At 71.9% G+C, this 19,850-nt stretch carries 15 protein-coding genes and 1 tRNA gene; 9 read left to right on the top strand and 7 right to left on the bottom strand.

Annotation, left to right across the window (positions count from 1 at the left end; all coding sequences use genetic code 11):
- Window positions 1-27: 27 nt before the first annotated feature.
- The 3 genes from IE267_RS15385 to IE267_RS15375 all read right to left on the bottom strand — a co-directional run bounded on the left by IE267_RS15385 (window position 28) and on the right by IE267_RS15375 (window position 4,200).
- Complete coding sequence (locus IE267_RS15385) at window positions 28-2,349, bottom strand: FG-GAP repeat domain-containing protein (protein ID WP_189763604.1); 2,322 nt, start codon at window positions 2,347-2,349, stop codon at window positions 28-30.
- 361 nt (window positions 2,350-2,710) lie between these two features.
- Window positions 2,711-2,783, bottom strand: a tRNA-Arg gene (locus IE267_RS15380).
- 52 nt (window positions 2,784-2,835) lie between these two features.
- Window positions 2,836-4,200, bottom strand: coding sequence for a L,D-transpeptidase (locus IE267_RS15375; protein WP_189763603.1), 1,365 nt, complete (start codon window positions 4,198-4,200; stop codon window positions 2,836-2,838).
- Between the two features lie 145 nt (window positions 4,201-4,345).
- Between IE267_RS15375 and IE267_RS15370 the strand changes: the two genes are divergently transcribed.
- Both IE267_RS15370 and IE267_RS15365 read left to right on the top strand, forming a co-directional pair.
- Window positions 4,346-5,464 carry an LCP family protein gene (locus IE267_RS15370; protein WP_189763602.1) on the top strand — a complete coding sequence of 373 codons (1,119 nt, stop codon included), beginning with the start codon at window positions 4,346-4,348 and terminating at the stop codon, window positions 5,462-5,464.
- Between the two features lie 196 nt (window positions 5,465-5,660).
- Entirely contained in the window at window positions 5,661-7,397 is a 1,737-nt protein-coding gene (locus IE267_RS15365) for a class I adenylate-forming enzyme family protein (protein WP_373304556.1), read from the top strand.
- 123 nt (window positions 7,398-7,520) lie between these two features.
- On the opposite strand, the gene IE267_RS15360 is transcribed toward IE267_RS15365, so the two are convergent.
- A complete protein-coding gene (locus IE267_RS15360) occupies window positions 7,521-8,828 on the bottom strand; it encodes a M6 family metalloprotease domain-containing protein (RefSeq protein ID WP_167159839.1) in 1,308 nt (435 codons plus the stop codon).
- Between the two features lie 334 nt (window positions 8,829-9,162).
- Between IE267_RS15360 and IE267_RS15355 the strand changes: the two genes are divergently transcribed.
- Together IE267_RS15355 and IE267_RS15350 are read left to right on the top strand one after the other, a co-directional pair.
- Window positions 9,163-9,819, top strand: coding sequence for a TetR/AcrR family transcriptional regulator (locus tag IE267_RS15355; RefSeq protein ID WP_189763601.1), 657 nt, complete (start codon window positions 9,163-9,165; stop codon window positions 9,817-9,819).
- A 105-nt stretch (window positions 9,820-9,924) separates the two neighbouring features.
- Complete coding sequence (locus IE267_RS15350; protein ID WP_189763600.1) at window positions 9,925-11,469, top strand: MFS transporter; 1,545 nt, start codon at window positions 9,925-9,927, stop codon at window positions 11,467-11,469.
- A 49-nt stretch (window positions 11,470-11,518) separates the two neighbouring features.
- On the opposite strand, the gene IE267_RS15345 is transcribed toward IE267_RS15350, so the two are convergent.
- The gene (locus IE267_RS15345; protein ID WP_167159242.1) at window positions 11,519-12,010 is read right to left on the bottom strand and encodes a MarR family winged helix-turn-helix transcriptional regulator; all 492 of its coding nucleotides are present in this window, start codon (window positions 12,008-12,010) and stop codon (window positions 11,519-11,521) included.
- A 110-nt stretch (window positions 12,011-12,120) separates the two neighbouring features.
- Between IE267_RS15345 and IE267_RS15340 the strand changes: the two genes are divergently transcribed.
- Window positions 12,121-12,906, top strand: a complete 786-nt coding sequence (locus IE267_RS15340) for a dioxygenase family protein (RefSeq protein WP_189763599.1) — start codon at window positions 12,121-12,123, stop codon at window positions 12,904-12,906.
- A 95-nt stretch (window positions 12,907-13,001) separates the two neighbouring features.
- On the opposite strand, the gene IE267_RS15335 is transcribed toward IE267_RS15340, so the two are convergent.
- Window positions 13,002-13,538, bottom strand: coding sequence for a GNAT family N-acetyltransferase (locus tag IE267_RS15335; protein WP_189763598.1), 537 nt, complete (start codon window positions 13,536-13,538; stop codon window positions 13,002-13,004).
- 147 nt (window positions 13,539-13,685) lie between these two features.
- Between IE267_RS15335 and IE267_RS15330 the strand changes: the two genes are divergently transcribed.
- Window positions 13,686-14,684, top strand: a complete 999-nt coding sequence (locus IE267_RS15330; RefSeq protein ID WP_161244495.1) for a sigma-70 family RNA polymerase sigma factor — start codon at window positions 13,686-13,688, stop codon at window positions 14,682-14,684.
- Window positions 14,685-14,829: 145 nt separating this feature from the next.
- Here IE267_RS15330 and IE267_RS15325 read toward each other — a convergent pair whose 3' ends face one another.
- Window positions 14,830-15,813: a helix-turn-helix transcriptional regulator gene (locus IE267_RS15325; RefSeq protein WP_167159248.1), complete on the bottom strand. Its 984-nt coding sequence runs from the start codon at window positions 15,811-15,813 to the stop codon at window positions 14,830-14,832.
- Window positions 15,814-15,876: 63 nt separating this feature from the next.
- On the opposite strand from IE267_RS15325, the gene IE267_RS15320 reads away from it, so the two are divergent.
- The 3 genes from IE267_RS15320 to pfkB all read left to right on the top strand — a co-directional run bounded on the left by IE267_RS15320 (window position 15,877) and on the right by pfkB (window position 19,773).
- Window positions 15,877-17,403, top strand: coding sequence for an MFS transporter (locus IE267_RS15320; protein WP_189763597.1), 1,527 nt, complete (start codon window positions 15,877-15,879; stop codon window positions 17,401-17,403).
- A gap of 661 nt (window positions 17,404-18,064) precedes the next feature.
- Entirely contained in the window at window positions 18,065-18,826 is a 762-nt protein-coding gene (locus tag IE267_RS15315; RefSeq protein WP_167159253.1) for a DeoR/GlpR family DNA-binding transcription regulator, read from the top strand.
- Entirely contained in the window at window positions 18,823-19,773 is a 951-nt protein-coding gene (pfkB, locus tag IE267_RS15310; RefSeq protein ID WP_189763596.1) for a 1-phosphofructokinase, read from the top strand. Before IE267_RS15315 ends, pfkB begins: the two co-directional genes overlap by 4 nt.
- Window positions 19,774-19,850 lie beyond the last annotated feature (77 nt).

Here is a 19,850-nt window from a genome sequence, read left to right as displayed (position 1 = left end):
ACGGCCGGGACGCCCCGTCGGGAGGGACTAGCTGATGGTCCCGCTGGACCACGTGCTGTGCAGACCGGTCAGCTCGCGGGGCGCGAAGGGGGCCCGCCAGCTGCCCGTACCGCGGTAGACGTACGAGTCGCCCTTGTCCGTGGTGACGAACAGGTCGGCCTTGCCGTCGGAGTCCGAGTCGCCGATGCCGACCATCTGCGCGTACTCGCCCCAGCCGGCGCCGATCCTCACGCGGGAGTCGAAGGTGCCGTCGCCCTTGCCGAGGTAGAGCCACAGGACGCCGTCCTTGTCCCGCGCCACGACATCGCCGCCGGGGCCGCCGGCCACGTCACCGACCGAGGTGATCTCGTTGTAGCCGTCCCAGCCGCCGCCCACCCGCACCCGGGGAGCGAAGGGGGCCCGCCAGTTGCCCGTGCCCTTGTACAGCCACAGCACCCCGGCGCCGTCCCGGGCGAGCAGGTCGCCGCGGCCGTCGCCGCTGACGTCACCTCCGGCGGTGATCCGGTTGTACTGACCCCAGCCGGCGCCGATCTTCACGCGGGAGTCGAGCGTGCCGTCGCCCTTGCCGAGGTAGAGCCACAGGACGCCGTCCCTGTCCCGCCCCACGACGTCACCGGCGGAGGCGCCGGCCACGTCACCGACCGCCGTGACCTGGTCGTAGATGTTCCAGTTCGTGCCGATGGACTTCGCCGGCCCGCTCTTCAGGAGTCCCTTGTCCGGCTCGCGGTAGGTGTCTTCGAGCGTCAGGTCGCCCCAGCTGTTGCGGCGCAGCAGATCGGGGGAGCCGTTGTCCGTGTAGTCGTGCGGGGCGGCCTTGCGGGACACCTTGAAGGTGCCGGTCTCGACCAGGTCGGGGCCGATGCCGTTGCGGGGCTTGGCCGTCAGCGTCCAGGTGTAGGCGCCGTTGGGGGCCGACCGGTCCGGGGCGTACGAGGGGCCGACCAGGCCGTCCCACTTCAGTTCCTGCCAAGCGGGCTCGGTGGACTCCGAACCGCGCTCGTTGCGGAGCTCCACCTCCCGCTGGGCGCCGGAGGCGGTGTGGCGCAGGGTGACGGTCACATCGGCGTTGTTGTGGGTCAGCCGCCACTTCGGCTGCCAGGCGCCCTGGTCGAGCTCGGCCACCGGCGGGACCTGGGACTCCTCCAGGGCGAGCCCCGTGGGGTGGCCGGCGGTCGCGACGAGTGCGGCGACCGGTGCGCCGTCGGCTCCGGCGGAGACCCGGTAGAGGCCCTCGCCGTCGGCGACGGTGCCGCCCATCACCAGGAGACTGCCGTCCGGGGCGGGGGCGATCGAGCTGGCGTGGTCCATGACCTTGCGCTCGGCGCCGCCGCCGATCGGCGTGGCCCGCAAGGCCGAACTCGCGTAGACATTGCCCTCGTTGAGCCTGTGCCGGTCGCCGTACACGGCCCAGCCGCCTACCAGGCCCACCAGGTTCGCCCCGCCGTGGGGGCCGATCTCGCGCGACCACTGCTTCTGTTCGCCGCCGAGCTCCTTGGTGCGCACCGACGACGAGGTGTCGGCCATGACCACTCCGCCGACGACCGCCAGGTGGGTCGGCGACACGGCGGCCCGGGCCACGAAGTCGCCCAGCATGCCGTTGCCGGTGACCACCTTGGCGGAGGAGAGGTCGGCCGCCGTGTGGTACCAGAAGTCCAGGCTTCCCGGGGCGCGGCTGTACCGCAGCACGGCCAGGTCGCCCGCGCCGGACTTCAGCGTCACGTCCTGCGCGCCCGAGGGCAGGCCGGTGACGACCCGGTCGGTCACCTTCTGGTCCCCACCCTGGTCCCCGGCCTCCAGGACGTGGACCTCCGTGTCCTGGCCGGTGTCCTTGGACGCGAGGATGCGCGACCCGAGGGTGCCCAGGTAGCGGTAGCCGTACGTGCCGAGATCGACGACGCTCGACGAGCCGGTGGCCATGTCGCGCAGGGTGATCTTCGCGTAGCCGTCCACGGCCGAGGCGCCGCTCAGCGCGACGACGTCCGATGCGCCGCCGTAGGCCATCTCCGTGGGGCCGTACTTGGACTCCTCCCGCGCCAGCACCGTCGTGCCGCCGTCCGCGTAGCGCGTCCACTGCACGTCGCGTGCGCTGCCCGCCCCGACGATCGACAGGAAGCCGGTCCTGCCCGCACCGAGGACCTCCGCGTCGGGGGCGATCTTCAGCGCCGGAGCGGCGGGGGCCGCGGGGGCACCCGGAGCGGCAGGCTTCGCGGGCGTCGCGGCCAGGGCGGGAGCGGCGAGCGGGCCGGCCGTCACGGCCAGGACCAGTGCGGTCGCGGCGGTGACGAGCCGACGGGAACGTCCGGACGCCCGAGGCGTGCGGGACCGGCTCGATATGGCGGAGTGGTGCATGTGCCCTCCAGGCGATGCGCGATACGTGTGCATCGGAGAGCGGCCGGGGCGGGACCCCCCCCACAACCGACGGAACCTGCGCCCCTCCCCCCGTAGCTGATCACTTTAAATGCTAACAACGGGGAGGTCGGGGGGATTTAGCGCCCCATGAGCCGCCCGGCCCGTGCTTTCTGAGCGCTCCCGGCCTACTCGGTGCCGGCTGATCTCCCACCGGAGGCAGGAGCGTCGCCGCGGCGGACAACGGCGACAAGAGCCCCGCACGGATGGGCTGCCACGGATGAGGCCAGGGCGTGACCCGGCGCCCGGAACGCCGAAGGGCCGACCTGGGAGGGAACCCCTCCCGAGCCGGCCCTTCTCTCGGTGCCCCCGGCAGGATTCGAACCTGCGACACCCGCTTTAGGAGAGCGGTGCTCTATCCCCTGAGCTACGGAGGCGTGCTGCCAGTGGCAGACCTGGACAGGGTAGCGGATGCGGGTGGGGCCCGGGTTATCCGGTCGGGCCCGCCGGTGCGGGGGCGGTGGGGTGGGGCGCGGCCGGGGTCGAGGGCGGGATCGAGGACGGGATCGAGGGCGGGGGTGGGGTGGAGGGCGGGGACGAGGGCGTCGGGGCGGGCGGGGCTTCCGCGGTCCAGGCCGTCCACGGCAGGTTCCAGCCGTTGAGGCCGTTGTCCGGGGCGACCGTGCCGCCGCCCGCGGAGTTCTGCACGATCACCACGTCGCCGAGGAGCGAGTTGGCGTAGAACCAGGCGCCGGGGGACTCCGGGTCGCCGCCGCCCTGGGTGTCCTGGAGGCCGATGCAGCCGTGGCTGGTGGCCGAGCCGCCGAAGGTGGCGGGCGAGGCCCAGTAGTTGCCGTGGATGAACGTGCCGGAATTGGTGAGGCGTTGGGCGTGCGGCACGTCGGGGATGTTGTACTCGTCGCCGAGGCCCACCGTGGTGCTGTTCATCTTGGTCTGCCGGTCCTGCTCGCTGATGACCATCGTGCCGTTGTACGTGGCGTACTGGGGCTGGCCGGTGGAGACGGGCAGCTTCCTGAGGACGGCCCCGTTCCGCCGGACGGTCATCTCCTGGGTGGCCGCGTCCACGGTGGAGATCTGCTCGCGGCCCACCGTGAAGGAGAAGGTCTTGTCCTGAACTCCGTATATTCCCTTGGCCAGTTCGAGCCCGTCGAAGTCGAAGGACACGGTCACCCTGGAGCCGGGCTTCCAGAACTCCTGGGGGCGGAAGTCGATGCGCTGGGTGCCGAACCAGTGGCCGGCCGCCTGCTGCCCGCCGGTGGAGGTGATCCGCACGGCGGACTCGGCGGCCCTGCGGTCGGTGACGGGCTTGTCGAACTTGAACGACACCTCCATGCCGACGCCGACCGTGGAGGCGTCCTCGGGGGTGTAGAAGGCGACCGCCGAGTTGCTCGGGGAGACCGTCGTGAAGTGGGCGATCCTGGTGGCGCTCCGGCCGTCCGCGTCCTTCGCCTGGGCCGTCAGGACGTACGCCGTGCCGCGGGTCAGGTTCGCCGAGGGGTGCCAGCTGCGGCGGGCCGCGTCGAGGCCGCCGGGTATCGCCTCGCCGCCTTGGGCCGTCAGGGTGACGGAGGTGAAGGTGCCCTGGGTGACGCTCGCCGAGACGTCCTTGACGGTGATGCCGACGTGGTCCGCGCCGTCCTTGGGCGTCGTGGTGATCCGAGCCTTCGACACCGTCGGGCTCGGGCTCGGCGCGTCCTTGCCGCCGCCGCCCGAGGAGCAGCCGGCCAGCACCAGCGCGGCCGACGCGCACAGGGCCAGGAGCGGGGTGACGCGGGGGCGGCGGCGGCCGCCCTTCGGGCCCGTGCGGCCCTTGCCTGTGGACGTGGTCCTCACCTGGACGTCTCCCCTCTGGGGGCCTGTCGACCCCGATGCCCGTTATGCGGGGTTATGCACCTCTCTTGTAGTGTGCGGTAACGCCCTGTTTGTACGCATGCGGAGTTCTGGGTCGCCGATGACCGCCGACGGACGGAGTCGAAGGATGACGTACGGACCCCGCCGGGGGCGGATATCCCGGGCATCCAGGGCCTCCCGGCTGTCCGGGGCCTCCCGGATACCCCGTAGGTCGCGAAGGGCCCGGATTCTTCTCTGCTCGCTCCTCGGGGTCCTGCTGCTCGCGGGCGGCGGCGCCGCCGCGTACACCTGGCACCGGCTCAACCGGAACATCAGCAGCGTCGAGCTCGGCTCGCTGCTCACCCCGGCGGCCTCCGCCACCTCCGACCTCAACATCCTGGTCGTCGGCTCGGACTCGCGGGCCGGGAAGAACGCCTCGCGGGCGGGCGGCGGTGACGACACCGGGCGCTCCGACACGACCCTGCTGCTCCACGTGTACGGCGGCCGCAAGAAGGCGGCGGTCGTCAGCATCCCGCGCGACACCATGGTGAACCGCCCCGCCTGCACCACCGCTTCCGGCCAGAAGGTGACGGCCCGCGAGGGGGTCATGTTCAACTCCGTGTACGAGACGGGCGGCGCCCGCTGCACGGTGGCCGCGGTCGAGGCGCTGAGCGGCGGACTGCGCGTCAATCACTACGTCGAGGTCGGCTTCGACGGCTTCGCGGAGCTGATGGACGCGGTCGGCGGTACCGACGTCACCCTGGTCAAGCCGATCGACGACAAGCAGAGCGGAATCCATCTGGCGGCCGGGAAGCACCATTTGAACGGCCAGCAGGCGCTCGACCTCGTCCGCACCCGGCACGGTGTGGGCAACGGCAGCGACCTCGGCCGCATCCAGCTCCAGCACCAGTTCCTCACCGCGCTGATCGGCAAGGTGTCGGGCCAGAACGTGCTCACCGATCCGGCCAGGCTCTTCACGGCCGCCGACGCCGCGACGAAGTCCCTGACCACCGACTCGTCCCTGGCCCGCGTCGACAGCCTGGCGTCGCTCGCGTACTCGATGAAGGGGATCGGCGCCGCGAGCGTGCAGATGGTCACCCTGCCGGCCCAGCTGGAGCAGGGCGACGAGGACCGTCTGGTGCCGGACGCGGCCAAGGGGGCGAAGCTCTGGGCCGCGCTGAAAGCGGACAAGCCGGTACCGGACGACGCGCTGACCGGCACGGCGTCGGGACCGAACGGAATCGGCCAGATCGTGCAGCCGGGCTGACCCCGGAGGCGGTTGCGTTCTACATCGACCTTGACCGCGGCGGGGCCGCCGCATAGCGTCGGGGAGCACTGGACTGAGCGAACGCTTAGGAGGGCTACCCGTGGCGACGACAGGGGCGCAGGGCGGTGCGGCGGCGCGGCCGGCCGGGCCGCAACCGGGTGGACCGGTGCCGGACGGAGCGCAGCTGCGCGAGCCGCTGGGCGGTCCGGTCCCGGGCGGGGCGCAGGCGGACGCGGCGCGATCGGCCGGGGCGGGTGTCGAGCCGGGCCGCGCCGAAGCGCTGCTCACCGCGCCAGGTGCGCCGTTCGCCGTCGTGCGCGGCGAGTCGGGCGCCCTGGAGTACGCGACCGGGCCACGTACCCTGCGCGAGTTCGTCGAGACGGTGTGGGCCTTCGGGGAGCGGCCCTTCCTGGTCGCCGAGAGCGGCGGCTACTCCTACGAGGAGTTCCTCGCCGCGTCCTGCGCCCTGGCCCGGCACCTCGTCGACGTCCACGGGCTGCGCCCGGGCGATCGGGCCGCCATCGCCATGCGCAACCATCCCGAGTGGCAAGTCGCCTTCTGGGCAGCGCAGTTGGCGGGGCTCGTGGCGGTGCCGCTGAACGCGTGGTGGACGGCGGAGGAGTTCGCGTACGCCCTCGACGACTGCACTCCGCGGGTGCTGCTCGTCGACGGCGAGCGTCTCGAACGGGTCGCCGGATGGGCCCGTGCGCACGGGGCGCGCGGCATGGTCTTCCACCACGAGGGCGGGCTGCCCGAGGGGTTCGAACGGTACGCCGACCTCGACGGGCTCACCTCGCCCGACCCGGCGGCCGGGCCGCCCGACGTGGACGTCGCCCCGGACGCGGACGCCACCATCATCTACACGTCCGGCACCACCGGGCGCCCCAAGGGTGCCGTCGCCACGCAGCTCGCGCAGGCCGGGGCGGCCATGAACCCCCGCTTCCAGGCGGCCGCTTCGATGTTGGGGCGCGGCGTCGTGCCGGGGCAGGGGCCCGCCCCCGTCACCCTCATGACCTTTCCCTTCTTCCATGTCGCCGCCTTCACCTCGGTGTACGCGGCGATGGGGGCGGGCGGCACGCTCGTCCTCATGCACAAGTGGGACGCGGGACGGGCGCTCGCGCTGATCCGCGAGCACGGGGTCACGCACTACGCCGGGGTGCCCTCGACGGCCCTCCAACTCCTGGACGCCGCCGAGCAGTCGGGGGACGCCCTGGAGAGCCTCACCGCGCTCAACACCGGGGGTGCGGCGGCGCCGCCCGGCCTCGTCGGCGGTCTCACCGCGCGGCACGGCTCGCGCATCGAGCCGCGCAACGGGTACGGGCTGACCGAGACGAGCGGGGGAGTCCTCGCCAACTTCGGTACGGAATACCGGAGTTGGCCGGGGAGTGCGGGGCGGCCGACGCCGGTGACGGAGGTGCGCATCGCCGGGCCGGACGGGGCTCCGCTCGCCGACGGTGAGGTGGGGGAGCTGTGGCTGCGCGGCCAGTCGCTGGTACGGGGTTACTGGAACGATCCCGCCGGTACGCAACTGGCCTTCCAGGGCGGGTGGTTCAGGACCGGCGACCTGGCGGTGCGGGACGGCGCGGGGCGGGTCGGGATCGTCGACCGGATCAAGGACATGGTGATCCGGGGCGGCGAGAACGTGTACTGCGTGGAGGTGGAGGGGGTCCTCCACGACCACCCCGCGGTACTCGACGCGGCGGTGCTGGGGGTTCCGCATCCGGTCCTGGGCGAGGAGGTCGCGGCGGTGGTCCAGGTGCGGGCCGGGGCCGCGGTGTCCCCGGAGGAGCTCCGGGACCACGTGCGGGCGGTGCTCGCGGGGTTCAAGGTGCCGGGGCGGGTGGTCGTGCGGGAGGCCGCCCTGCCGCGGAACGCGACGGGAAAGGTGCTGAAGCGGGAGCTCCGGGACGTTTTCCCACCGGCTCGCCCGTGACCCGGGGCCGGTTGGCCCCGGCGCCGATGCTGCCGAGGGGCGCGCGAAAGCGCGCGGGTGACCCCGCGCGGTGTGAGGCCGAAATCCGGGTCGGGGTGCGGCCCGAGGTCATGTGACGGTGCGTCATGAGCGGGTCACGCGTACGTGGTAGTTCCCCATCCCGTCCACTCCCGTCACCGCGACCCGCACCCCGCTCGCCCGGTCCACGAACGTCTCGCCCGTCGCGTACGGGGCGTCCGAGAGTTCGGCGTTGACGTTGGGGCGGCGGGTGCAGCCGCCCGAGTTGGGGGCGCTGTCGGAGACGTTGACCGGGCCGCGGCCGGTGTCGACCGTCGCGTCCACCCGGTAGATCAGGACGCCGGGTTTGCAGACCGCCTCGTCGTTGCCGGCGCGGGTGCGGACCTCGATCGCGTAACCGCTGTCCTTCGACACCGGCACGAAGACCAGCTTCGGGCCGCCCTCGGTGGCCAGCGGGCTCAGCACGTACTGGTCGGGCCCGCTGCCCGTGGCACAGGACACCTGGCTGTTGTCGAGCCAGCCCAGCTTCCACTTGTGCCAGCCCAGCATGTCGTTGTTGGCGCCCCAGTCCTCGGACATGATGTCCCAGTGCCCGACGGCCCCGCCGCCCTGCGCGGTGTACAGGTCGGGCAGCCCGAAGACGTGGCCGTTCTCGTGCGGCAGCACCCGGTAGCCGGTCTCCCCGTAGGAGCCGGAGCCGTCGTCCTGGCGGCTGTAGACGAACGAGGTGTTGGACAGCGGCACCCCGTCGGCGTACGGCGCGTCCTCGTTGCCGGAGAACGTCACCGACAGGACCGTGTCGAGCGCGGAAGGGCCCGCGTTCGGTGTGACCAGGACGTTCACCAGGTCGTACTGCGAGAAGTTCACCCGCGGTCCGGCCGCCGCGATCATGTCCTGGACCAGGCGGTGGTAGCCGGGCTCGTAGGGGGAGCCGCGCTCGATCCCGTATGCCGCGAACGACTTCGGCATCCGCAGCCAGTTCGGGATCGGGGCCTCGGCGCGGTAGTCGAGCCGTCCGTAGGAGGCGTTGCGGAACCAGTTGCTGGTCTGCGGGAAGAACTCCTTGTACCGGCTGAGCGCCGGGCCCGTCCCGACGGCGTCCGGGAAGTCGATCATGAGGGTGAGTGCCCGGACCGTGCCGGTGGAGTGCGCGTACCCGGGCGGTGTCGGCAGGCCCTCCGACATCTGGACGCCGAGGCCGGCCGGGATTCGGCAGGTGCCGAGCGAGGTGTCGCCGGGGGTGGCGGCCGGGCCCGCGGAGGCGCGGCCGGCGATCGACAGGGTGGTGGAACCGGTGGTCAGTGCCGCGAGGGCGACCGACGCGAGGGCGGCGCCGAGAAAACCGTTCCGGCGCCGGCCGCATATCCGGCGTCCTGGTGCCCGAGCCGGGCGGGACTGGCTGACGTCCTGCATGCGCACGCGCTCGCCTTCGGGGACGCGACAGCAGGCCGGTTCCTGGCTGCGCTCGTCTGATCACCCTGTGTCGGGCGTGTCGCGTGCGCTCGCTGAGTGGACCAAATGTGGGTTTTTCCCGACATCCACCCCGAAGGGCGCGAGTGTGACTCAGGTCACATGGTGGCCGGGAAATAACCGGGGAAGGTTTCCCCGTTTGAACCTTCGTCCCCGCGAAACGGGGAGTGCTTCCCCGCTTGGGTCAGGTCCCGGGCGGTGAACCGGTCACGTAAAACCGTTTGCGTACAGAACCGACCCCGCCCAAGCTCGACCACGTACAGAAGGAGCAAGAGCCGTGCAGACTGCCGCCGCCTCCGTAGCCGCAGAGCCGCGACGTGCCCCGCGCCCGCGGGCCGACGCCCTGCGCAACCGGGAGCGGATCATCGCCGCCGCACGCGAGATGTTCGTCGAGTACGGCGCCGAGCGCCCGCTGGACGAGATCGCGCGCCGGGCCGGCGTCGGCAATGCCACGATCTACCGGCACTTCACGGACCGCGCCGAGCTCATCACGAGCGTGGTGCTCTCCGTGATGGACCGGGTCTCGGCGCAGGCCGAGGCCGCCGCGGCCGAGGAGTCCGATCCCTTCGAGGCACTGCGGCGCTTCGTGCACGCGGCGGCCGACGAGCGGATCGGGGCGCTCTGCCCGATGCTCTCCGACACCTTCGACCAGGACCACGCCGAGCTGAACGCGGCCCGCGAGCGCCTCGAAGACGACGTCGAGGGGCTCATGGGGCGGGCCCGCGCGGCGGGCCGGCTCCGTACCGATGTCGCCGTCGGCGACCTCATGGTCGCCCTCTCCCAACTGACCAGGCCGCTGCCGGGCACCCCGTGCCCGAACATCGACCAGTTCGTCCACCGTCATCTGCAGCTGTTCCTCGACGGGCTTCAGGCCCCGGCGCGGTCCGAGCTGCCGGGCAGTGCGGCGACCCTCGACGACCTTCGGAAGAGTTGATCGTCCTCATTCCTCAACTGCCCTCAACTCCCCGTTAACGCACCGTAGTTGCAGTCCCGTTAGAACACTTTTGTCGGTAAACCGCGTCCCAAGGTGGCTACCCCCATGTCAAAAACAGTCGGTCTGGACAAGCCGGACCAGTTCTCCCTCACCCCGGACCCCAGTCGCTGGAAGGCGCTCGCCTTCATAGCCCTGGCCCAGCTGATGGTCGTGCTCGACGCGACCATCGTGAACATCGCGCTGCCCTCCGCGCAGCACGCGCTGGACATCAGTGACGCCAACAAGCAGTGGGTCATCACGGCCTACGCCCTCGCCTTCGGCGGTCTCCTCCTGTTCGGCGGGCGCATCGCCGACCTGTGGGGCCGCAAGCGCACCTTCGTCGTCGGCCTGCTCGGCTTCGCCGCGGCCTCCGCGCTCGGTGGCGCCGCCACCGGCGAGGCGATGCTGCTCGGCTCGCGCGCGCTCCAGGGTGCCTTCGGCGCACTGCTCGCGCCGGCCGCCCTCTCGCTGCTCGCGGTGATGTTCACCGACGCCAAGGAGCGCGCCAAGGCGTTCGGCATCTACGGTGCGATCGCCGGTGGCGGCGGCGCCGTGGGCCTGATCCTCGGCGGCTTCCTCACCGAGTACCTGAACTGGCGCTGGACCTTCTTCGTCAACATCCCGTTCGCGATCGTCGCGGCCGTCGGCGCCTACCTCGTCATCCGTGAGCCGGCCGGCACCCGCAACCGCTCGCCGCTCGACGTCCCCGGCGTGATCCTGTCGACCACCGGTCTCGTCGCCCTCGTCTACGGCTTCACCCGCGCCGAGTCGGCCGGCTGGTCGGACGCGCTGACCATCTCGATGTTCATCGCCTCCGCGGTGCTGCTCGCGACCTTCGTCGCCGTCGAGGCCAAGGTGCGCCACCCGCTGCTGCCGCTGCGCGTCATCACCAACCGCAACCGCGGTGGCGTCTACCTCTCGCTCGGCCTCGCGATCATCGCGATGTTCGGCCTGTTCCTCTTCCTCACCTACTACCTCCAGGTCGTGCAGGGCTTCTCGCCGGTCAAGACGGGCTTCGCGTTCCTGCCCATGATCGCGGGCATGATCACCGGCTCCACCCAGATCGGTGCCCGTCTGATGACCCGCGTCCCGCCGCGGCTGCTCATGGGCCCGGGCTTCCTGACCGCCGCCGTCGGCATGCTGCTGCTCACCCAGCTGGACATCGACACGTCGTACGCCGGTGTGATCCTGCCCGCGCAGATCCTGCTCGGCCTCGGCATGGGCACCGCCTTCATGCCCGCCATGTCGCTCGCCACCATCGGTGTCGAGCCGCGCGACGCGGGTGTGGCCTCCGCGATGGTCAACACCTCGCAGCAGGTCGGCGGCGCCATCGGCACGGCCCTGCTCAACACCATCGCCGCCTCGGCGACCACGGCCTACGTCACCGGCCACCTGGCCCTCGGCGCCACCAACCCGGAGCTGCTCAAGCTCCAGGCCATGGTGCACGGCTTCACCGCGGCCATCTGGTGGGCCGTCGGCATCCTGGCGGCCGCCGCCGTCATCGCCGTCACGCTCATCAACACCGGCCGCCCGGGCGGGAGTTCGCTCTCCGGATCGGGCGCCGGCGAGGACGCCGAGGACGAGGTGCGCATCCCGGTGGTCGCGCACTGACCCCGCGGTAGCACCCCGGACGCAACGACCTGCCCTGGCCCCGCTGTTCTCAGCGGAGCCAGGGCAGGTCCGCTTTGGCGTCGGTGGGCTGGAGGCCCTGGGCCATCACCCGCATGATCTCGCCGAGCTGGTCCACCTGAACGGGGGAGAGCCGGTCGAACATCGCCTGCCGCACCGCGGCCACGTGCCCGGGTGCGGTCCGCTCCAGCACCTCGTAGCCGGCGTCGGTGAGGATCGCGAGCTGGCCCCGCTTGTCGGAGGGGCAGTCCTCGCGCCGGACCCACCCGTTCTTCTCCAGACGCGTCACCGCGTGCGAGAGGCGGGATCGGGTGATCTTGGAGTTCTTGGCCAGCTCGGTCATCCGCATGCGGCGGCGCGGTGCCTGCGAAAGTTGCACGAGCAGCCCGTAATAGATGTGCGGCATCCCGGCGTCGCGCTGGAGCTGGCGGTCGAGGTGGTCTTCGAGGAGCCGGGTGGCGTGGAGGTAGGCGCGCCAGGTGCGCTGCTCCTCGTCGCTGAGCCAATTAGGTGCCGAGGTCATGCATCTACTGTACGGACACTTCTTGAAAGTTGAACTAGGTCGGGTTAGGCTGCCCCAAGAAGCTTGAGACTTCAAGCATTCCTTCCCGTTCGAGCACCGTGAGAGTCGCCATGACCGCCGCCCGCCCCGAGCGCATGCCCGCCCTCTACCTGTCGCACGGCGCCCCGCCGCTGGCCGACGACCCGCTGTGGCCCGCCGAGCTGGCGGCCTGGTCCGCGGACCTGCCCCGGCCGACGGCCGTCCTGATGGTCTCCGCGCACTGGGAGGAGGCCCCGCTCGCGCTCGGTGCCACCGAGACCGTGCCGCTCGTGTACGACTTCTGGGGCTTCCCCGAGCACTACTACCAGGTGCGCTACGCCGCCCCCGGCGCGCCCCGACTCGCCGACTCCGTACGCAAGTTGCTGCGCGCCCCCGGCATGCCGGTGCAGGACATCCCGGACCGCGGGCTCGACCACGGCGCCTACGTCCCGCTCGTCGAGATGTTCCCCGACGCCGACGTCCCGGTGCTCCAGATCTCCCTGCCGACGCTCGACCCGCGGCGGCTCTACGACATCGGCCGCAAGCTGGCGCCGCTGCGGGACGAGGGCGTGCTCATCGTCGGCAGCGGGTTCTTCACCCACAACCTGGCCGCGCTGCGCCATCCCGACGGCCAAGTTCCCAGCTGGTCGGCCGAGTTCGACGACTGGGGGGCACGGGCGCTCGCCGCCGCCGACGTGGACGCGCTGCTCGACTTCGCGCACAAGGCCCCGGCCGGGCGCCTCGCCCACCCCCGCACCGAGCACTTCGCCCCGCTGTTCGTGACGATGGGGGCGAGCGAGGGCGAGCCGGGCGGCGCGCGCAGCGTCATCGACGGGTTCTGGATGGGGCTCGCCAAGCGGTCGGTGCAGTACGGCTGAGGCGGGCCGGGGTGAACAGGGGCGCGGCTCAAGGGAGTTGCGCCCCTCGCGTGCGTCCGGGGCGGATGTCCGGGACCGTACCCGCCGGGCGGCCCCTAGCGCTCCCCGAGCTCCTTCTCGTACCAGGCCACGTCCCAGTAGCGGCCGAACTTGCGGCCCACTTCGCGGTAGGTGCCCACGTGTGCGAAGCCGAAGCGTTCGTGCAGCCGGACCGAGGCCTCGTTCGGCAGGGCGATCCCGGCGTAGGCGCGGTGCACGTCCTCGGCGGCCAAGGCGTCGAAGAGCGAGCGGTACAGCAGGCTGCCCACGCCCCGGCCGGTCGCTTCGGGCGCGCAGTACACGCTCACCTCCACGGAGGTCGCATACGCGGGCTTCGCCCGGAACGGGCTGCTCGTCGCGTAGCCCAGGAGGCCCCGCGGTCCGACAAATCGGTCATCGCGAGCAACCAGAAGGCGGTGTGGGCCGTCTTCAGGATGGGAGTGCAGCCACGGACGGCGCTGTTCGGCGGTGAAGGCGGCCGTGTCGAATGTGATGGCGGTCTCACGGATGAAGTGGTTGTAAAGGTCCGTGAGGGCCTCCAGGTCGCCCTCCACACCCGCTCTGACCTGCACCTCTGTACGTTCCTGCGGCACCTGTCCCCCTCCCGTGGCGGCACAGGGTACTGCATGATCACGAAAATCGATGGGCGGGACGGGAATTCTGTCCGGATTCCAGCCGTTGTTTCCATCGGATGCAGGGCACCCGGGAGGGTGTCGCGACCACTCAGTAAGGGAGCACGCATGGCAACCCGCGCCGTCGCCCGCCGACAGTCCGCCACCGGCGGTTCAGAGTCGGGAAGCAGGGTCCGCGCAGTCAGCGGTGAGATCGCCGACCGCGACCTGGTCGGTATGTACCTCGACGAAATCGCGCGTACGCCGCTGCTCGATGCCGCCAAGGAGGTCGAGCTCTCGCAGACCATCGAGGCCGGTGTGTACGCACGCCAGATCCTCGACGGCGAGGTGCAGAGCAAGGCGGCAGGAGCCTCTCCGGAGGAGCTGGAGGCGCTGTACGCCGCCGGCGAGCGCGCCAAGGACCTGTTCATCCGATCCAACCTCCGCCTGGTCGTAGCCGTCGCCCGGCGGTACCCGAGGGCCGGCCTGCCGCTCCTCGACCTCATCCAGGAGGGCAACGCGGGCTTGGTGCGCGCGGTCGAGAAGTTCGACTACGCCAAGGGCTTCAAGTTCTCCACGTACGCCACCTGGTGGATTCGCCAGGCCATCACCCGCTCCATCGCCGACCAGTCCCGCACCATCCGCCTGCCCGTGCACCTGGTGGAGGAGCTGGGCCGCATCCGCCGGGTCCAGCGCGAGTTCAACCGGGAGAACGGGCGGGACCCCGAGCACACGGAGATCGCCGCCGAGCTGGGCTCCACGCCCGAGCGCGTCGGTGACGTCCTGGACTGGGCGCGCGACCCGGTCTCGCTCAACATGCCGGTCGACGACCAGGGGGAGACCCAGTTCGGCGACCTCCTGGAGGACACCTCCGCCGTCTCGCCCGAGCAGTCCGTGCTCACGCTGCTGCGCAGCGAGGAGCTGGACGACCTGATCGGCAAGCTCGACCAGCGCACCGCCTCGATCATCAAGATGCGTTACGGCATCGACGACGGCCGGGAGCGTACGCTGACAGAGGTGGGCAAGGAACACGGTCTGACCCGCGAGAGGATTCGTCAGATCGAGAAGCACGCCTTGCTCGAACTGAAGAAGATGGCCCGCGACACGGGCTTCGACGCGGCGGCCTAGGCCCCGCCCCCAAAGACGAGCTCCGGCACCCTCCCCCCCCTGGTGCTGGGGCTCCCGGCCCCGGCACCTTCCCCCCCTGGTGTCGGGGCCCCTCTCATGTCCGGTCCCGTCCGGCCTCTCCGGTCGCGTCCGGGTTCTTCTCTCCTCACTCCTCGCCGCTGCCCGTGGTGGCCCGGGTGAGGCGCTCGCCCAGCTCGTGCAGATAGCCCGTCATGGCGGGCGGCCCGTTGACGGTGAATTCGCAGTCCACCAGGGCGAGCCGCAGCGCCACCCACTCCAGGGAGTCGGTGCACGAGGTGCGCAGGCGGCAGCGCCCGGCGCCCAGGGGCTCGGGCGCGCCGAGCGTCGCGGGCAGCCGGGCGGTCACGAAGTCGGCCGGCGCCTCGAAGGTGACGTCCACGTCCAGGACCGGCTGCAGCCGGTTCATCGAGTTCCGCACGAACTCCGCCGCGTTCGCCTCGGGCAGCTCCCGCGGCGCGAAGCGGGCGCCGGTCGCGAACGGCTCGGCGACCCGGTCGACCCGGAAGGTCCGCCAGTCGCCGCGCTCCACGTCGTACGCCACCAGGTACCACCGGCGCCCCGTCGACACCAGGCGGTACGGCTCGACCAGGCGCTTGGTGGCGGTGCCGTCGCCCGAGACGTAGCCGAAGCGGAGCCGCTCCTCGCCGGTGACGGCGGAGGCGAGCGTGGTCAGGGTGCGCGGGTCCACCGTCGCGCCGTCCCCGCGCCAGGGCCCGGCCAGTGGCATCGTCGCCGCCTGGAGGCTCGCGACCCGGTGCCGCAGCCGTGAGGGCAGGACCTGCTCCAGCTTGGCGAGCGCCCGCACCGAGGCCTCGTCCACGCCGTCCACCGCATGGCCAGCGCCCGCCCGCAGCCCGACCGCGATGGCCACCGCCTCCTCGTCGTCCAGGACCAGCGGCGGCATCGCCTTGCCCGCGACGAGCCGGTAGCCGCCGTCGGCGCCGCGGGCCGCCTGGACGGGATAGCCGAGCTCGCGCAGCCGGTCGATGTCGCGCCGCACCGTGCGCCGCGACACCCCGAGCCGGTCGGCGAGCTCGCCGCCGGGCCACTCGCGCGGGGTCTGGAGCAGGGAGAGCAGTTGCAGCAGCCGTGCCGGGGTGTCGGTCATGTCTCCAGGATGCCCGGCGAAAGAGGACACGCTCTGTCCTATAGGGGGTCTAACTTTCTTCGTATGACCTCCACAGCGACCAGCAGTAACCCAGAGACCGCGGCGAGCGCCGCCGCAGACCGCCGCCGGTGGTTCGCCCTGGCCATCGTGATGACCGCGGCCTTCATGGACCTGGTCGACGTCACCATCGTCAACATCGCCATCCCGTCCATCCAGAAGGACACCGGGGCGAGCTTCTCCTCGATCCAGTGGATAACCGCCGGCTATGCGCTCGCCTTCGCCGCGGGCCTGATCACCGGCGGCCGCCTCGGTGACATCCACGGCCGCAAGAAGCTCTTCCTGCTCGGCATCGGCGGCTTCACGCTCGCCTCCGCGCTGTGCGGCTTCGCCGCCAACCCCGAGATGCTGGTCGCCTCGCGCATCCTGCAGGGCGCGATGGCGGCCATGATGGTGCCGCAGGTCCTCTCGATCGTGCACGCCACCTTCCCCGCGCACGAGCGCGGCAAGGTGTTCGGCCTGTTCGGCGCGGTCGTCGGGCTCGGCGCGGTCTCCGGTCCGCTGCTCGGCGCGCTGCTCACCGAGTGGAACCTGTTCGGTCTCGAATGGCGCCCGATCTTCCTGATCAACCTGCCGGTCGGCATCGCGGGCCTGATCCTCGGCACCAAGTTCATCAGCGAGTCCAAGGCTCCCCGCGCCCTCAAGCTCGACCTCGTGGGCGTGGTCCTGGTGACCCTCGGCCTGCTCATGCTGCTCTACCCGCTGACCCGCGGCCGCGAGCTCGGCTGGCCGCTGTGGGGCTACCTCTCGATGGCCGGCAGCGTCTTGGTCTTCGGCGGTCTGATCGCGTACGAGCGGATGAAGGCGCGGCGGGACGGCTCCCCGCTCATCGAGCTGTCGCTGTTCAAGGTGAAGAGCTTCGCGGCCGGCATCGCCGTGCAGGCCACCTTCGGCGTCGGGCTCGGCATCTTCTTCCTGGTGTGGACGCTCTACATGCAGATAGGCCTCGGCTGGAGCGCGCTGCGCGCGGGCCTGACCGGCGTGCCCTTCTCGATCGCGGTGTCGGTCGCGGCCGGTCTGTCCGTGCAGAAACTCGTCCCGCGCTTCGGCCGCAAGGTCCTCCAGGCGGGCGCCCTGACGATGGTCGCCGGACTGCTGATCTACATCTGGGAGGCCGACCACTACGGCATGGCCATCTCCTCCTGGCAGATGGCGCTCCCGCTGGTCGTGATGGGGCTCGGGATGGGCCTCATCGTCGCCCCGCTCACCGACGCGGTGCTCTCCGAGGTCCCCAAGGAGCACTCGGGTTCCGCCTCCGGCCTGATCAACACCGTGCAGCAGATGGGCAACGCGCTCGGCCTCGGCCTGGTGTCGGTGGTCTTCTTCGGCTCGATCGGTGACGGCCTGGTGCCGCCGCAGCTGAACCAGGCGTTCGTGGACGGCTTCGAGCACTCGCTCTGGTACGTCGCCGGGGTCCTCGCGGTGATCTTCGTGGTCATGTTCGCGTTGCCGGCCCGGCCGCGGCAGCACGTCGAGGGTGCGATCGACGAGGCCGAGCTGCTCGACCTCACGAAGTCGGCCCAGCCGGTCTGATCCGCCTCGCGCCCGATGGCCCCGTACCTTCCGAGGTGCGGGGCCATCGGCTTGCCCGGGCCCGCACGAGGCGTGCCCGGCCCCTTGCGAGCTGCGGGCACCCCACCCCGGCCGGGGGCTGCGCCCCGGACCCCGGTGTGCCCGGGGGCAGCCCCCGGACCCCGGTTCGTCGGGTGCGGGCGGTGCGTGGCTGGTTGCGCAGTTCCTCGCGCCCCCAACCGCCTTTCGGGTGCGGGTCGTGGTCGCTTTTCGCGCAGTTCCCCGCGCCCCCAACCCCCCTTTCGGGTGCGGGCTGTGGTCGTTTTTCGCGCAGTTCCCTGCGCCCCAACCCCCTTTCGGCTGCGGGTCGTGCGTGGCTGGTTGCGCAGTTCCTCGCGCCCCTAGGAGCCTCGGTGCCGGCCCGCATGGGCATCTTCAGCCTGTCCGGCGATTGAGGACGAGCGCCCTTCAGGCGCGAACGGGGTTCGGGGTGAAGCCCCGAGGGGGGGACGGGACATCGGTCTGCTCGGCCGGGGCCGGTGGGCTCTGCTGGGCCGGGACCAAAGCCCGTTTGTGTCCGGATGATGCCCGAATCGACCCGAATCGATTTACATGGGTCCCGCCCGCCCGTACGCTGGCCCTGTAACCACCGGTTCGGGTAGGGAAACGGACGTAACCAGACATGTATGCACCGGAACGCCAGCAGGAGATCCTGCGGATCGCGCGGGAGAGCGGACGCGTGGACGTGCTCTCGCTCGCCGAGACGTTCCAGGTCACCGCCGAGACCGTGCGGCGCGATCTGAAGGCCCTCGACCGGGCCGGCCTGGTCCGCCGGGTGCACGGCGGGGCCATCCCGGCCGGGCGGCTCGACTTCGAGCCCGACCTCGCCGAGCGGGAGTCCACCGCGGCCGACGAGAAGGACCGCATCGCCCAGGCCGCGCTCGCCGAACTGCCCGCCGAGGGCAGCGTCATCCTCGACGCCGGATCGACCATCGCGCGCCTGGCCGCCGTGCTCCCCCTGGAGAGCGGTCTCACCCTGGTCACGCACGCCCTGCCCGTCGCCGCGCGGCTCGCCGACCACCCGTCCATCGACCTGCACCTCGTCGGCGGCCGGGTCCGCCACCGCACCCGGGCCGCGGTCGACGCCTGGGCGCTGCGCGCCTACGGCGAGATCCGCGCCGACGTCGTCTTCCTCGGCACCAACGGGTTCTCCGCCGCGCACGGCCTGACCACCCCCGACCTCGCCGAGGCCGCCGTCAAGCGGGCCGCGATCGGGGCCGCCCGGCGCGTGGTGCTGCTCGCCGACTCCGACAAGCACGGCCAGGAACACTTCGCCCGCTTCGCCGACATGGCGGACGTGGACCTCCTCATCACCGACAGCGGGCTCGCGCCCGAAGACATCGCCGCCATCGAGGCCGCCGGCACGGACGTGATCACCGTATGAACATCCTCACCGTCACCCCCAACCCCAGCCTGGACCGCACCTACGAGGTCTCCGGCCTTCAGCGCGGCGAAGTGCTGCGCGCCACCGGTGAACGCGTGGACCCGGGCGGCAAGGGCGTCAACGTCTCGCGCGCCGTCGCCGCCGCCGGACACCGCACGGTCGCCGTCATGCCGCTCGGCGGAGCCCCCGGCGCCCTGGTCGCCGAACTGCTCGGCGCCGAGGGCATCGAGGTGGCCCCCGTGCCCGTGGCCGGGCACACCCGCTCCAACATCTCCGTCGCCGAACCCGACGGCACCCTCACCAAGATCAACGCGCCGGGTCCCGAACTGGGCTCCGCCGAGAGCGAGTTGCTGCTCGACACCGTGCGCGAACACTCCGGCCGGGCCGACTGGATCGCCTGCTGCGGCAGCCTCCCGCGCGGCCTCGCGCCCCAGTGGTACGCCGAGCTCGTCACCCGCGCCCATGCCGCGGGGGCCAAGGTCGCCCTCGACACCTCAGGGCCCTCCCTCATCGCCGCGCTGCGCGAACGCCCCGACGTGGTCAAGCCCAACGCCGAGGAGCTCGCCCAGGCCGTCGGCCGTCCCCTCGCCACCATCGGCGACGCGGTCAAGGCAGCCGAGGAAGTACGGGAGTTGGGGGCGGGCGCCGTCCTCGCCAGCCTCGGCGCCGACGGCCAGCTGCTGGTCACCGCCTCCGGTACGTACTTCGCCTCTGCCCCCGTGGCGACCGTCCGCAGCAACGTGGGAGCCGGTGACGCCTCGCTCGCCGGGTTCCTCGCGGCGGGCGGCGAAGGACCCCGGGCGCTCGCCGCCGCCGTCGCGCACGGCGCCGCCGCCGTCCAGCTGCCCGGCAGTGTGATGCCCGCCCCCGGCGACCTCGACCCGGCGTCCGTCACCGTCACCGACGACGTACCGCTGGACCGGCCCCTGACGGAACCCGCGCCATGACCCCCGCCCCGCCGGACCGCCCCCTGACGGAACCCGCGCGAACCGGCGCCGTGACCCCCGCCCGCCCTCACCGCCCG

It is taken from the genome of Streptomyces xanthochromogenes, from assembly GCF_014650455.1.
In the GTDB taxonomy this organism is placed as follows: domain Bacteria; phylum Actinomycetota; class Actinomycetes; order Streptomycetales; family Streptomycetaceae; genus Streptomyces; species Streptomyces xanthochromogenes.
The sequence above is the reverse complement of the archived record's forward strand: the minus strand, read 5'-3'. Positions and strand labels throughout refer to the sequence as shown.